This is a genomic window from Acinetobacter sp. UBA2581 (assembly GCF_002339435.1).
GTDB lineage: Bacteria > Pseudomonadota > Gammaproteobacteria > Pseudomonadales > Moraxellaceae > Acinetobacter > Acinetobacter variabilis.
The window spans coordinates 24,207-38,504 of sequence record NZ_DDLD01000024.1 but is presented as its reverse complement, the minus strand read 5'-3'; the positions used below and the strand labels follow the sequence as shown (position 1 = coordinate 38,504).

Genomic DNA, 14,298 nt, shown 5'->3' with positions numbered 1-14,298 from the left:
AAGTTAATTGAAATCATTGATATTTTTTTAATTAACTGATTTCTATAACAGATTAGTTAATCTAAAAGATATAAAGGAAATTTAACAGAAACGGAGCTTAGGCTCCGTTTTTCGTCTTTAAATTGGTCAACCTATATAAAATTTTAAATCGATAAAAACCGTATAAAGTGATCAAAAAATCTCTATAAGTTTTTTCTATCAACCGGATAAAAATACTTAAAGAAATTAAATGGTTCTTTGCCTAATTTAATTAACCTTTTTTCTAAAACTAGATACGTAATAGAGCCTGCCAAGATCGAAGAGGTAATAAGTATAGAACTAAATAGGTAAGGGTTTAATATATTGAGTTTGTTTAAAACCATAGCAACTGGGCTTAAAGTAAAAGGATGAATCAAATATAAAGAGTAAGATGAATCTCCAAGATGATTAAAAAATCTTAAAATTAGTGATTTAGTTTCTGTGATTAAGTCTTCTAAAGCTACGCATCCAACAAAAATGAAAAACATTGGGATCCCAATTTTTAATGACCTTAAGGTGATGAAATCAGGTAATTTATAAAAGTTTTGATAGGCTAATAGGGAAGCTCCGATAAGAATCATAAATATAGACATTAATCGGGAAAGACTAGTATTTTTTATAATGATAAATGCCAGAACGCCTAAAGCGAATTCAAGCAAAAGATTATGGGTTAAAAACATCAGAAATTCAGATTTTGGTTGGAGTATTAAACCTATAGCCACAACAACTGAAAAATATAGAATGATAAAAAGATATTTATATAAGTCTTTTAATAAAAAAATTAGGAAAAATGAAAAAATAAAATAATAATAAAATTCATAGCTTAAGGTCCATCCATTATTGATTAAAAATTTACTGCCATTCGGAATTAAGAAGAAGGATTCGAAAATTCCTGTTTCACCACCAGATGAATTTATAAGATTTGGAGAAATCAGAAATACGATTAAAGCAAAAAAACTGAGAACCCAATAAAGAGGAATGATTCGGATGAATCGGTTTCTCATGAAATTTAAAAAATTAACTTTTTTATTATATGTTGTATAACACATAATGAAGCCAGAGATGATGAAAAATAAATCAACGCCAGAACCGCCTATGTGATACCACGGGAGCGCATCTACATTGTATTGTTGTCCTTTAAAGGAGGTATGGCGTATAACTACCATTAAGGCAGCAATCCCCCTAAGAAATTGCACTGAATAAAGCATAGTTATTATTTTATTAAAGTATTTAATTTAAACTATCATACTCAATGTTTGTCTCACAAATATACCTAGTGAAAGACCGTGAATATTACTGATTATTTAATCTAAAATTATTACGGTTATTTTTATATAAAAGTAGCCTATTTTACGAGAATTCGATTGTTTGCTAGAGTATTTTAAATAAATGAAAATTGAATTTTTTATTAATTATTATTATTTATTAGCCCCTTTAAAATATGTTTCAAAAGTTTAATAAAAAGTAAAAGTACTCAGCTTAATAAAAGAAATTCCAGAAACCATTGATGAATTAATTCAAAGATCACGTATACATTATCAACTTCACACCAAAATTTGGGAATTTTCTATACATACATGAAAAATATATTTAGCAGTAATTGCTAAGATTTCTGTTTAGAAACCTCAGTATTATCTTCAAATTTTTAATCATTAGATAATAAAAAACCCCGGCATCCTGCCGGGGTTTTTCATATTGGTTAGCTTGGTATAACTCCTGTCGTACCTTACCGTCCTTGTGCCTATCTATTGTTATTCTTATGTGGGACTTCCTGTTCCTGATGAAATCATCATATGAAAATTCATTTAACTAAAATAGTAGTAAAGGACTTGAATGACTGTAAGTCAAAAACTACAGGATTGATTATTAAATAGGCATGTTTTTTGTATCGTTTAGAAATTTAAAACAGTTAACCTTTAAAAATATTTTGAGAAAAGAGGAAGAAGAATGTCCATGCTTAATAAGTTGCTTGAGCTCGACTTAGACTGTCGTTTCTAAGTAGAGTAGCAAGACTCATTTAATCTTTTCCTTCATCTTTGCTATTGTATTTGTAGCGGTTGCACTACTGATCGAGAACAAATCGCTGATTTACATTTTTGCTGGCTTGCTGCTGTTCTGGCAAAGATATCTGGTGCTCAAATTACATGAGCATTTAGAAAGTAAAAAAACTGATACTTGATGGTAGATCTCAAATAGCAAAATTTTGAAGCTTTTTAATGTAGAAATATTTGGAAAATGCATATTAAAAGCAAGTGACTGAATTTATATAAAAATTCATTTTATTTTTCAAGTTATTTTACTATTCGATAAATTATTTTGTATATAATCATAGAAAATTTTTATAAAATCAGTTATATATATTAAACGGAAAAATATTGAGTAATGTACATAATCTAAAATATTGAGGTAGACAATGAGCAACGCAAGACTTTTATATGTTAGTAAGTTGTATGATTGCGAAGATCCAATGAATGATCTATTCAATATTCTTACAGAAGCGTTGAATTTCAATTCACGTAATGCGATTTTTGGGGCTCTGTATTATGGGAATGGTTACTTTGTTCAATGTCTGGAAGGAGATAGGAACAAGATTGAAGATCTGTTCTATAAAAAAATCTTGAAAGATCCTCGACATAAAAATTGTGAAGTACTGTATTTTGAAGATGTAAATGATCGACTCTTCTCAGACTGGCATATGAAATATGCCAATATCCATCAGGATATTTTTGGATTCTTTGCCGAACATAATCTGGATGAATTCAATCCTTATACCTTGAATGCCGAGACCATTCCTCAATTTATTCAGATATTGGCAAGTTTGAATGACCATGCCTATACATTGAAAGCAAGTTAATCCTTACATCATCATGCGATATAAGCTTTAGCCCTGCATCGTATGATTTTTTAAAAATTTTTTAAAATGAGTATTTACTTTAAATAAGTTAAATAAAAAATACTTTATAAATTCAAAAACATAAATATTGTTAATTCAAAAAAATATATCCAGATCTCATCCTTATCATTTCATACCAAGCCAAGCTTTTAAACCTAACAATCAGTGCAAAATTCTTCTGCTTTTCATCAGGCAGACGACACTTCTGTATTTTGAAAAATTTAAGTAGGCCGTTGAGGTTAGCTATAAATTAACCACAAGCAGACTTCGCTTCGAAACCGCTACCTAATTTATTATAAAAAAGAAATTTTTTAGGCTAATATAAAATTCATCATGATTATAAGTATCTATGTATATAGATACGATATTAAAAGGATTACAGCATGCAACAAGAAGTCATCATTGTCGGTGGTGGTATGGTCGGCTTGAGTCTCGCGCTGATGTTGGCCAAAACCAATATTGCAGTCAAACTTTTGGAAGCGATCAAATATCCAGATTATGATGATGTAAACCTTGCACCCTATCATTCCAGCTTTGATGCACGTAATAGTGCCTTGTCACGTCGTAGTGTACAGATTTATCAGGAACTTGAGCTTTGGGATGCCTTGCAGGAACATGCAACGCCGATTCTTGAAGTGAATATCACTGAGCAGGGCAGTTTTGGTAAGGCGCGCTTAATTGCAGAACAGGAAAAAGTCGAAAGCTTTGGCCAAGTGATTGAAAATGCCTGGCTAGGTCGTGTGCTATTAACTCAAGTCAAAAAAGAACCACTCATTGAACTGATTGATGGGGTTCAGGTCAGCTCTCTGACTCAAGATGCTGAGTTTGCTTATCTTGAAGCACAACGTGGTGATGCTTTATTGAGACTTCAATCCAAAGTGGTGATTGCTGCTGATGGGCGTGATTCTTTCTGTCGTAAAGCGCTTGGCATTGGGGCTTCAGAGCATGACTATGATCAGGTCGCCATTGTCACTACCGTTCAAACTTCTAAACCGCATAATCATGTTGGCTTTGAACGCTTTAGCCACCTAGGACCATTAGCCTTATTACCACTTCCAGGTGAATATCGTCGTTCTGTCGTCTGGCCTGTGAAGAAAGGAACGGAAGGAGAATGGCTGGGTGAGGAAAATGACCAGCATTTCCTGAACGCCTTACAAGAAACCTATGGCGATCGTGCCGGTAAATTCCAGAAAACAGGCAAGCGCTTCAGTTTTCCATTGTCCCAAGTATTAGCAGAAAAACAGGCTGTGGGCCGCGTGGTCTTGATGGGTAATGCTGCACATACGATTCATCCAGTAGCGGGTCAGGGTTTTAACCTGTGTATGCGAGATGCGCATGTATTGGTGCGCTACCTGAAAGAGCAGCAGTCACAAGGCGCAGACTTAGGTGATGCAGCGGTATTACAGGACTATGAGAAATCCCGCTTGAATGATCAGCAAAGAGTGATCAAGTTCTGTGATTCAGTCGTACGTGGTTTTAGTAATCAGAATCCATTCTTGAAACTGATCCGTAATACCGGACTGATTGCTTTTGATACTATTCCTGGCATCAAGCCACTGGTCGCTAACTATGCCATGGGGTTAAAAGCATGAGTCTGAATCCGAGTTCTGATGTATTAGATGTTGTCATTGTTGGTGGTGGGCTAGTAGGTGGCCTGACCGCTTTATTACTTGCTCAAGGTGGTGTGCAAGCTCCTGTGCTGGATGCTGCGCCTATTCTGGATGCAGACAAAACTTTAAGCGTAGCCAATCCGCGGGTTTTGGCTTTAAGTCAGGCGACCATTCATTTATTAAAAACCGTGGGTGTGTGGGACAAACTTGCACGCCAGCAGCCATATACTGGAATGCAGGTCTGGAATAAAAATGGCTACGGTGAAATTAACTTTGGTCATTCTTCAGAAAGGACACCTTCTGTAGAGCAGGCGCTAGGCTCGATGGTAGAACCGAGTATCCTGAATCTGGCCATACAGCAAAAGATGCTTGAAGAGGTGCAAGATTACCGCACACAGGTCAAAGTTAGCCGGGTGGAACGTGGTGTAAATGTCTGGATCATTCATCTGGCAGACGGCACCCAGCTCAAAACCAAGTTGGTCATTGGCGCAGATGGCGCGAACTCCTTTGTACGTGAACAAGCCTTTATCGATATCGATGTACTGGACTATAAACAGGCTGGAATCAGCTGTGCAATTAGAACAGCCCAGCCGCATCAGCATGTGGCTCGTCAGATTTTTCTGGAAACCGGTCCTTTGGCTTATCTGCCAATGGCAGGTCTTAAAGAAGAAGAGCAAGGCCACTGGCAATCCATAGTCTGGACATTACCTGATGATTATGCCGATGAATATGCAGCATTATCAGATGCTGACTTCACTCAACTATTGACGCGTGAAAGCTATCATATGCTGGGCGAAGTGCTGGAAGCGACACCGCGAGCTAAATTCCCACTCAAAGCTCGTGCTGCACAGCAGTATGTACAAGATGGCTTAGCATTAATTGGTGACGCTGCGCATGTGATTCATCCGCTTGCTGGACAAGGGGTTAATATCGGCTGTCTGGATGCTGCTATACTTTGTGAGGTGTTGCTACATGACAAAGTGCGTGGAGTGTGGGCCCATGTGCAGACCTTAAAACGTTATGAGCATCGTCGTAAAGGCCAGAATGATGCGATGATGCATAGCATGTCAGCGATTGGCTGGATGGAAACTACTGAGTTTTTCCCAGTGGTATGGGCACGTAATTTCGGGCTGAAACAGGTAGAGCAACAGGCAGTCCTGAAAGATGCATTTATGGCTCAGGCGAATGGTTTAAGTTTACTCAAAGATACACGTTATTCAGCCTAGTGGCCGAATGTAAATTTTTTAAACAAACATCTATAAAGAGTAACTATTTTGTTTAAAAAAGATACGATTTTTTGAAAATTAGGGCTAGGCGAAGACCAAAGAGATTGCTAAATTTCAGTTAATTTAAAGCTTGGTTCAATAGATAAAAGCGAAGCCGTTTGTGGGGAGAGCAAAATGACAGACGTAAATGATTATGATGATGTAGAAGATCCTGTAATCGACGACGATGAAGCAAAAGCAGCAGAAAAAGGTGCTGCAAGTAGCGAAGAAGTTGTGAATGATACAGACGTATTAGAAGCTGAAACTTTGACTGTAACTGCTAAGCAGAAAAAACGTCAGGCACTTGAGGATGAAATTGCAGCTTTTCTGGCAAGTGGTGGCCGTATTACTGAAGTTCCAGCTGATGAATCCGTTGCAAGAGAATAATTGCACTTGATATTAGCAAATAAAAAAACACCACATTGATTGTGGTGTTTTTATGAGTAAAGAAAAATTAATCGTTAGCAGAGGTTAGTTCCAAAGCACGTTGATAGGCAATTTTTTTCTTGATCCCAGTCAAATCTGCAGCCAGTTGTGAAGCTGCTTTGACAGACAGGTCTTGTAATAAACGCAGTAACAATTTATCCAGTTTTTCCTGATCCAGATCTTTCTCTTCGATAGAACCGCCAATCAACAGTACGATTTCACCTTTTTGCTGGTTATGGTCATTGGCAACAAATTCAACCAGTTCACCCAGTGTCATTTTCTTGATGGTTTCAAAGGTCTTGGTAATTTCACGGGCAAAACCGACAGGACGCTCTGCACCGAATACCGCTGCCAGATCTTTAACACATTCCAGAATGCGGTGTGGTGCTTCATAGAAAATTAAGGTCTGGGTTTCATCTTTCAGTTTTTCCAGAGTCAAGAGTCGCTGACTTTGTTTAGACGGTAAAAAACCTTCAAAGCTGAAACGGTCACTCGGTAAACCTACTGCGCTTAATGCGGCAATTGCAGCACATGCACCCGGCACAGGAACCACACGAATATTATGTTCTTGCGCAGCACGGACAAACTTGAATCCTGGATCGCTAATCAGTGGTGTACCTGCATCACTGATTAATGCCATATCTTCACCATTGAGCAGGCGTTGAATCAGCTGATCAATCTTGTTGCTTTCATTATGTTCATGACAGGCTGTCAAAGGTGTTTGAATATTAAAGTGTTTAAGTAATTGTGCAGAAGTTCGTGTATCCTCAGCTGCAATAAGACTCACCGATTTCAATACATTAATTGCACGATAACTAATATCATCTAAGTGCCCGATTGGAGTCGCAACAACAAATAACTGAGCACTCATAGGTTTCTCCATGTGGAATAAATCGAATAATAAAAAATGGAAGATTCAAAATAAAATTTTGGGCTTGGGGTTACTGGTCTGCGTCAGCAGCGTACAAGCGGAAGTGCTGATTATTCTACCTGAAACCGGCCCCTTGGCGCGAGCTGCTTCGAGTATCAAGCAAGGATTTCTCAGTGCATATACGGCGTCCGGACAGAAAGTACCATTGAAATGGGCCAATTCAGACCAGAAAAAAATCTCTCAGCTACTCAAACAGCATGTCAGTAAAAAGACACAAATGGTGATTGGTCCTTTGGCACGTCAGGATGTAGAGCAACTGGTGCAGTCTAAACCCAAGATTCGTACACTGAGTTTGAATGAAAGTAATCTTACGGCCCCAAATATCTGGCAATTTAGCCTGTCGAAAAAAGAAGATGCAGCTGCATTACAGAAGCAGATTGCGCTAGATGGGATTCAGCAACTGTTTGTGCTGCGTCAACCGGGCAGTGAGTCAGAACATGAACTCTTGCTAATGTCACTACTTAGCCAGAGTGAGCTGCAACTGGAAATGATCCAGAAGCCGCCATTTTTTCTGAAGAGCAAGCAGGGGATCCTATTGCTCGGCAATGCGGACTGGCTGGCATCCTTACAGGGTTTAGGACATAAACGGATTTACACAGTCGCGAATGCAATTAATGAACAGCATGCTCCGCCACGAGGCATCAAGTTCTGCGATGTGCCGGTACTTTATTTTGCTAACTGGCCTGATGTGATGCAGGCTTATCAACAGGCACCGGTGAATATGTCCTATCAGCGTTTGATTGCTTTTGGTGGGGATGCCTGGCAAATCACCCAGTATTATTTAAACAATAAAAAAATACGCAATATTGAATTCCAGGGTCGTACTGGAATGATTCGGGTATCGGATCAGGGCATACAACGTACGCCGTCCTGTTTTCAGCAGAGTGCCAAAGGTCTCAAGGCACTATAAGGGTCAACGATGCAGAAACAATTAGGTGCATGGGCAGAACAACAAGCTGCCCAACTAATGCAGCAACAAGACTTTCAGCTCATTGCCAGAAACTGGCATAGTCGCTATGGTGAACTTGATCTGGTCATGCAGCGTGAGCAGGAACTGGTCTTTGTCGAGGTAAAAGCACGGGCTAAAACAGCTTATGCATTGGCTTTTGAATCGGTTTCCTCTGCCAAGCAACGAAAAGTCCTACAAACGGCTGTATGTTTTATTCAAAAGAATCCACAGTTTGCACATTATTACTATCGTTTTGATGTGATTTGTTTTGATTTTAATCGGTATTTTGCAAAAACCATACAGCATGATTTTTCTCAATACCCTTATGATCTGCACTGGTTTGAAAATGCTTTTACTTTTGATCAAGAGTTTATTAATCTTTGAATAAAATAAGATCTGATGCGGTAGATAAAATTTGCAGCATCATGGGAAAGTTCAAGTATGATGAAGAACATCTGGCCTTGAAAAAACAGATTATTATATTGAAATAAGACTGATTAAAATTAAGGAGTCTTGCTGAGTGGTTAAGCGTATTGCAATAACAATGCTGTGTGTCGCAAGTTTATCGGGTTGTGCCAGCTTTATTTCTAGCGGTACTGGTACGGCTCCTGTAGGTACCGAAAATGGAGCTCGGACGCTAGGACAGGTATTTATCGATTCTTCTATTGTACGTACTGCAAAAATTAATCTTTATAAACTAGATTCACGTTTTAAACAGTCAAGGGTCAATATTGAAAGCTTCCATGGCAATGTCCTGTTGACCGGACAGGTGCCGGATGCGCATCTCAAGCAATTGGCAGAAGATAATGTCAAATCCATGAGTGACGTCAAAGCGGTGCATAACTTTATCACTGTGGGTAACCAGAGCAGCTACACTACGATCATGCAGGATACCGCCGTGACGGCGAATACCCGTGGCCTGATTATGAAAGCACCGGTGGTATCTGACAGTAAAGTGCATGTGCATACTGAAGATGGTGTGCTGTATGTGATGGGACGTCTGAATAGTGCAGAAATCGATGACCTGAATCAGGTGCTGCAACAAGTGGGGAATATCACTAAAATTGTCACGCTCATCGACAACGTGGATCAGCGCTCTGGTTATAATACTAACCAGAATTTTGCAGCGCCTGCATCTTATGCACAGTCGGGTGTTGAACAGACTCCAGTCGCCATTGATCCTGATACAGTTGAACCAACCGATGTTCCATAAGGTCGGTCAATTTAAAACGCAGCTGTCAGATCAGATCCTTGAAGTCCAGCAACGTTATAAAGATTTCCGGATCTATGATTTTGGCAGTTATGCGCTGAACCGTTTAACCCCAAAACAGGGTTATAGTGTTGAAACCCAGTTAGCCTATGGCTTAAATGCCCGTCAACGTTTTGATCTGTTTTTAAGTCATCAGCCTTTAGCGCATCGCCCCCTGATTGTCTTTGTCCATGGTGGTGCCTGGCTGCACGGTGATAAAAAGGATTACCATTTCATTGGCGAGGCCTTTGCCAAAGAAGGCTATGATGTGGTGGTGATGAACTATCACCTAGCGCCTGAACACATTTTCCCGATCTATATTAATGACCTGCATCTGTTGCTGAATCATTTGCAGCAGCATGCAGGCCAGTTAAATGTTTCTACGGAAAATCTGGTCTTGATGGGACATTCAGCTGGGGCATTTAATGTCATGTCAGCGCTATACCATCCACAAAAGGCCATGATTGAGCGGGAACAAATCCGCGCCATTATTGGTCTGGCAGGACCGTATCATTTTGACTATAAAGATGATCCGATCTGTGCGGATGCTTTTGACCAGTCGATTCCGTATCAGCAGGTGATGCCATATTATTTTGTGGAAAATACCTCCACCAAACATTATCTGTTCATGGCAGAGCGGGACAATATTGTCGGCCATTTTAACAGTCAGGATCTGGATCGGGTATTAAAAGACCATGGCAATCATAGCGAGCTGATTACGATTCCGAAACTGGGCCATATTACAATGATTGGTTCATTGTCCAGTTTGTTTAGCCGGTTCTTTGAAACCAAGCCGCGTGTGATGTGGGCACTAGAAGATGCTTTTAAGTGAAGATCTGTGATTTTGGTAATTCCCACAAAAAAGCCCGGTATAAAAACCGGGCTTTTTTAGTTGAAAACCTTAGAGCCATTCACGGGTATCATCTGCGACCGGTGTACCTTGAGTCACATGCATGATCATGGCATGGGCAATACTGCCTTTAAACGGAATTTCCGGCAACTGATCAAACTTGAAAAATTTCGCATCGCTAATTTCTTCTTCCTGCAATTGCAGCTCACCGCCAGCATATTCTGCTTTGAAGGCAATCATCAGATTACTCGGGAAGGGCCAGGGCTGACTAGCCAGATACTGGATATTTTTCACTTTCAAGCCGACTTCTTCCAGCGTCTCGCGACGTACCGCTTCTTCAAGCGTTTCCCCAACTTCGACAAATCCGGCAATCAGGCCATACATCTGGCTTTTGGTATTACGTGCATTTTTAGCCAGCAAAATTTCATCTTCACCACGGGTAATCACAGTAATCACACAAGGTTGCACCCTTGGATACTGACGATAATGGCAGGCTGGGCAAACCATGGCATATTCAACAGCATGGGCTTCAGTCGGGGTGCCACAGTGGCTACAGAACTTGTGATTCCGGCGCCATTCCAGTAGTTGCACAGCACGGCTGGCCTGTTCAAATTGCTGAACATTCCAGAACTGTAATAATTGACGGATCGGAACCAGTTGCAGGCCTTCAGGAGTTGGCTCATCTGGAAGAAGATCACGGGCAATCACCTGATCACCCGGATTCAGCAGCAAATCACTTGCCAGAGCTTCAACTCGAGGCAGTTGAAAGTGTTGGTCGACCAGCAACTGTTGCTGCTGGAAAATATAAGCAAGTGATAATTTTTTAGACATTAGGCAACGATTTTCAGTTTTTCACTACTGTCTAATGCTACCTTAAACATGGACTGTAATACAGGCTGTTTATTCTTTAAGTTATCGATCATCATATCGGCACTAGCCAATGCATCCAGCGCATGATGAATTTCTGCTGGTGTTAATGCAACCGACTGTTCAATACGGTTTTTGATAAACAGGGCAGTTGTATTGAATGCAGCTTTCACATGTTCAGCATTCAGGAACAGCATGGCACCGCCAATTTCGCAGAACTGGATGGGTACAGGTTCAAGTTTGGCCAGGTCCTGATCCTGCAGATAATCAGTCAGAATCTGGCTAGACAATTCAATCAGTGCCTTGGTTTCATTCAACAAAGCGTTATGTGCTTCGTCCAGACGATCCAGCGAGATATTCATGTTATTCACACGTAGCTGCAGACGGCTCGAAGTATGGTGACGTTCCAATACACCAATCGAGTTCATCGCGGATAGAATCACATTCATCAACTGCTGGGCAAAAGACTCATCTTTCAGAATATCTGCCTGGCTGAGTGAAGCTGCCTGACGGTTTAAATCATGATAGGCTTCGTTCAGGTTCAGAACCTTGAAGATATTGGCCAAGCTATTCAGCTGAGTCTGGAGTTCCTGCGTTTTTTCAGGTGTCATGTGCTGATAGTTGTATTCGATATCATTGCGGATCTGGGTCATTTCCGCAGTCACCAGCTCGCTAATAGTATGCATGGTTTCAAAGTCCGGACCATATAGGTGACGGCTAAATACTTGAAGTTGCATATCTGTCAGTAGATCATCACCAATATTCAGCTGGCTACGGATTTGCTGTGCAGTTGCATCTTCCTGACTGATACATAAGCTCAATACATTTGCCAGATCAGACAGAGAGGCTTTGAAGCTGTCGGCTGAACTAAAGTACTGTGCCATGTTGCGTTCAATACTGATTAAAGTACGTAAACGTGGTTCATTGATGAGCAGGTGATCAATATTATCAAAAGCAACATGCACCAGATGCCAGTATTGCTTGCTTGGATGATTTGCTGAAAGACCTGCCAGATAAGTACCGACCAGTTTGATCGCTTGCAGATCCATCTCGCTTTCTTCCTGTTTTAGCAGTTTGTTAAGAGACAGCTTATACAGGCGTTGCACATATTTGGATTTTTCCAGACCTGGTACTTGGGGTAACTGGAAGTCTGGAGTAATCAGATCAAGCAAAGGTTCAATATGCTGACCTTCGGTCGTCAATGGTTTACCAAGCGCAAGTTCCAGACGGTTCAGGGTATCGAGCAGGAACTGCGGAATTTTCACTTCACGCAAGCAGATAAATTCGATATAGCGTTTCAGCATGGTGGTGCCTTCACTCAATGCGATCACATCCTGAGTGTTGACCTGCGCCGGATTCCCCATAATCTTGCGCATCAGTTCTGCTGAATATTGAGCAATTTGTGCCAGATTCGGCATATCAATCAGTGCCAGTACCTGTGCACATTGTTCGAACTGATTTAATGCATCGTCAATGCCAAAAGGTAAAGTTTGATCTTCTACCAAGGTGCTTACTGCTGATTCGACTAACTTGATCGAGTTATCAACCTCATTTTTTATTATCAGTAAAGCTGTTGGATCAAAATGTATAGAGGTTTGGTAAGACATGGATCTGCACCTTTCCTTGAGTATTTTCTATATATGAGCCCCGCTTTATCGGACGGGGCCTCTTTGGAATTACTATAACTGAAGAACTGTATTTTAAAAGCGAAATTACTGCTTGAAATTTAGATTTTATTTTGCAAAAAGGCAAGGCGTTCCATGCTTTTCTTCAAATTGTTTGACCCATTTCTCATGTTCGGCAAGTTCTTCATCTGATGGAAGAATCACAGGCAATTCAATTTCGATTTTCACAGTGCTTGAACTGCCACCTTGTTCTTCGGTATGTGACAGGGCATCCATATCAAAAGAGACCTGTCCACCGGTCATGGCCAGATAAACATCGGACAGAATTTCCGCATCGAGCAAGGCACCGTGGAAGGTACGGTCACGTTGTGGAATTTCATAACGACGCACGAGGGCATCTAGAGAGTTTTTCTGTCCAGGATGCTTGGATTTGGCCATTGCCAGAGTATCGGTTACTTCACAAACTTCAGAAAGTGCGACAAAGCCTGCACGCTTGAATTCCATATCCAGGAAGTTCATATCGAAGGTCGCGTTATGCGCAATAATTTCGGCACCTTGCAGATAGTCAAACAGTACCTGTGAGATTTCTTCAAACAGCGGCTTGTCTTGCAGGAACTCGTCGGTAATACCGTGGACATTCACCGAATCACCAACCGGTTTTTTCGGATTGATATAAATATGGATTGAGCTGCCGGTAAGTTTCCGGTTAATCATTTCGATCGCACCCACCTCAATGATCCGGTCACCATCCTGATAATAGAAACCGGTGGTTTCCGTATCCAGAATCAATTGACGGGGGCCATGCAGCTCTAAGGTCGGCGGTGTAATCACAATTTGCGGATGTAGTTCGGTTGAATCTGAAGTGACTGAAGCAGACTCATCGGTATTTTCAATTGTTTCTAAATTTTCAGTCCGTTCCATTTTTTCTTCGGCCATTTCCATGCTCTCTTCGAGTTCTTCTTCACTATCGACAAGATCCAGCCCGAAAGGGTCGTCTAGAAGCCAGTCAGGTTCAGATTTTTTTTTATTTTCAGTGATTGCAGTAACTGATTTGGATTTTTTCAAGGTTTCATCTGCGCCCTGATTAGCCAGTTGATCGGCCATTTCATTGCCAGGATGTCCGGCATGGCCTTTTACCCAGTGCCATTCAATATCCCGACCTTGGCAAATGGCATCCAGTTTTTGCCATAGATCCGGATTTTTAACGTCTTTCCAGTTTTTCTTTTTCCAGCCATGAATCCATTCGGTAATGCCTTGTTTGACATAATTGGAATCGGTATAAATGACCAGCTTGGCATCTTTTGGACAGAACTGGATGCCTTCGATCGCTGCGGTCAGCTCCATGCGATTATTGGTGGTATGATCTTCGCCACCGCAAATTTTGTGTTCCTGCTGTTCGCTAATTATGTACGCACCCCAACCGCCTAAACCCGGGTTGCCGCGACAGGCGCCATCAACATATAGCGTGATAGTGTGAGACATAAATTAAAATCCGATCAAAAAAGAACTTGCTGAAGCGGATATTGTATAACGCAAATACGCTTGATGCGTCTAGATGCACCAGTTTTTTTAATTTCTTGTAACATTTAACGTGAAATCGGGGTAAATTAATGCC

13 protein-coding genes are annotated in these 14,298 nt (G+C 40.6%); 8 read left to right on the top strand and 5 right to left on the bottom strand.

The window, feature by feature from the left end; translation table 11 throughout:
• Positions 1–182: 182 nt before the first annotated feature.
• Complete coding sequence (locus B3Q46_RS03075) at positions 183–1,226, bottom strand: acyltransferase family protein (RefSeq protein WP_286713358.1); 1,044 nt, start codon at positions 1,224–1,226, stop codon at positions 183–185.
• A gap of 1,205 nt (positions 1,227–2,431) precedes the next feature.
• Here B3Q46_RS03075 and B3Q46_RS03070 point away from each other — a divergent pair.
• From B3Q46_RS03070 to B3Q46_RS03055, 4 genes are all read left to right on the top strand, one after another.
• Complete coding sequence (locus B3Q46_RS03070; protein WP_286713356.1) at positions 2,432–2,872, top strand: BLUF domain-containing protein; 441 nt, start codon at positions 2,432–2,434, stop codon at positions 2,870–2,872.
• Positions 2,873–3,294: 422 nt separating this feature from the next.
• The gene (gene ubiH / locus B3Q46_RS03065; RefSeq protein WP_214001445.1) at positions 3,295–4,503 is read left to right on the top strand and encodes a 2-octaprenyl-6-methoxyphenyl hydroxylase; all 1,209 of its coding nucleotides are present in this window, start codon (positions 3,295–3,297) and stop codon (positions 4,501–4,503) included.
• A complete protein-coding gene (locus B3Q46_RS03060) occupies positions 4,500–5,747 on the top strand; it encodes an FAD-dependent monooxygenase (protein WP_286713353.1) in 1,248 nt (415 codons plus the stop codon). Before ubiH ends, B3Q46_RS03060 begins: the two co-directional genes overlap by 4 nt.
• 174 nt (positions 5,748–5,921) lie before the next feature.
• Positions 5,922–6,173 carry a hypothetical protein gene (locus B3Q46_RS03055; protein ID WP_004782870.1) on the top strand — a complete coding sequence of 84 codons (252 nt, stop codon included), beginning with the start codon at positions 5,922–5,924 and terminating at the stop codon, positions 6,171–6,173.
• A 67-nt stretch (positions 6,174–6,240) separates the two neighbouring features.
• Here the strand turns inward: B3Q46_RS03055 and rsmI are convergent, their stop codons facing one another.
• Positions 6,241–7,083: a 16S rRNA (cytidine(1402)-2'-O)-methyltransferase gene (gene rsmI / locus B3Q46_RS03050; RefSeq protein WP_286713350.1), complete on the bottom strand. Its 843-nt coding sequence runs from the start codon at positions 7,081–7,083 to the stop codon at positions 6,241–6,243.
• 10 nt (positions 7,084–7,093) lie between these two features.
• Between rsmI and B3Q46_RS03045 the strand changes: the two genes are divergently transcribed.
• From B3Q46_RS03045 to B3Q46_RS03030, 4 genes are all read left to right on the top strand, one after another.
• A complete protein-coding gene (locus tag B3Q46_RS03045; protein ID WP_286713348.1) occupies positions 7,094–8,053 on the top strand; it encodes a penicillin-binding protein activator in 960 nt (319 codons plus the stop codon).
• A 9-nt stretch (positions 8,054–8,062) separates the two neighbouring features.
• Entirely contained in the window at positions 8,063–8,476 is a 414-nt protein-coding gene (locus B3Q46_RS03040) for a YraN family protein (RefSeq protein WP_034170475.1), read from the top strand.
• A gap of 136 nt (positions 8,477–8,612) precedes the next feature.
• Positions 8,613–9,305, top strand: a complete 693-nt coding sequence (locus B3Q46_RS03035; RefSeq protein ID WP_004782863.1) for a BON domain-containing protein — start codon at positions 8,613–8,615, stop codon at positions 9,303–9,305.
• Positions 9,295–10,173 (top strand): alpha/beta hydrolase, encoded by an 879-nt coding sequence (locus B3Q46_RS03030; RefSeq protein WP_034170474.1) that lies wholly within the window; start codon positions 9,295–9,297, stop codon positions 10,171–10,173. Before B3Q46_RS03035 ends, B3Q46_RS03030 begins: the two co-directional genes overlap by 11 nt.
• Before the next feature lie 69 nt (positions 10,174–10,242).
• Here the strand turns inward: B3Q46_RS03030 and nudC are convergent, their stop codons facing one another.
• From nudC to dnaQ, 3 genes are all read right to left on the bottom strand, one after another.
• Complete coding sequence (nudC, locus tag B3Q46_RS03025) at positions 10,243–11,022, bottom strand: NAD(+) diphosphatase (RefSeq protein ID WP_034170473.1); 780 nt, start codon at positions 11,020–11,022, stop codon at positions 10,243–10,245.
• Complete coding sequence (locus B3Q46_RS03020; protein WP_286713345.1) at positions 11,022–12,665, bottom strand: chemotaxis protein; 1,644 nt, start codon at positions 12,663–12,665, stop codon at positions 11,022–11,024. The genes nudC and B3Q46_RS03020 overlap by 1 nt, the downstream gene beginning before the upstream one ends.
• 126 nt (positions 12,666–12,791) lie before the next feature.
• Entirely contained in the window at positions 12,792–14,165 is a 1,374-nt protein-coding gene (gene dnaQ / locus B3Q46_RS03015) for a DNA polymerase III subunit epsilon (protein WP_286713343.1), read from the bottom strand.
• Positions 14,166–14,298 lie beyond the last annotated feature (133 nt).

Bases quoted from the DNA above. Each gene is read 5' to 3' on its own strand.
- B3Q46_RS03075 (WP_286713358.1), bottom strand. From the start codon at position 1,226: ATGCTTTATTCAGTGCAATTTCTTAGGGGGATTGCTGCCTTAATGGTA.
- B3Q46_RS03030 (WP_034170474.1), top strand. From the start codon at position 9,295: ATGTTCCATAAGGTCGGTCAATTTAAAACGCAGCTGTCAGATCAGATC.
- B3Q46_RS03055 (WP_004782870.1), top strand. From the start codon at position 5,922: ATGACAGACGTAAATGATTATGATGATGTAGAAGATCCTGTAATCGAC.
- B3Q46_RS03020 (WP_286713345.1), bottom strand. From the start codon at position 12,665: ATGTCTTACCAAACCTCTATACATTTTGATCCAACAGCTTTACTGATA.
- B3Q46_RS03070 (WP_286713356.1), top strand. From the start codon at position 2,432: ATGAGCAACGCAAGACTTTTATATGTTAGTAAGTTGTATGATTGCGAA.
- B3Q46_RS03060 (WP_286713353.1), top strand. From the start codon at position 4,500: ATGAGTCTGAATCCGAGTTCTGATGTATTAGATGTTGTCATTGTTGGT.
- rsmI (WP_286713350.1), bottom strand. From the start codon at position 7,083: ATGAGTGCTCAGTTATTTGTTGTTGCGACTCCAATCGGGCACTTAGAT.
- B3Q46_RS03045 (WP_286713348.1), top strand. From the start codon at position 7,094: ATGTGGAATAAATCGAATAATAAAAAATGGAAGATTCAAAATAAAATT.
- B3Q46_RS03040 (WP_034170475.1), top strand. From the start codon at position 8,063: ATGCAGAAACAATTAGGTGCATGGGCAGAACAACAAGCTGCCCAACTA.
- ubiH (WP_214001445.1), top strand. From the start codon at position 3,295: ATGCAACAAGAAGTCATCATTGTCGGTGGTGGTATGGTCGGCTTGAGT.
- nudC (WP_034170473.1), bottom strand. From the start codon at position 11,022: ATGTCTAAAAAATTATCACTTGCTTATATTTTCCAGCAGCAACAGTTG.
- dnaQ (WP_286713343.1), bottom strand. From the start codon at position 14,165: ATGTCTCACACTATCACGCTATATGTTGATGGCGCCTGTCGCGGCAAC.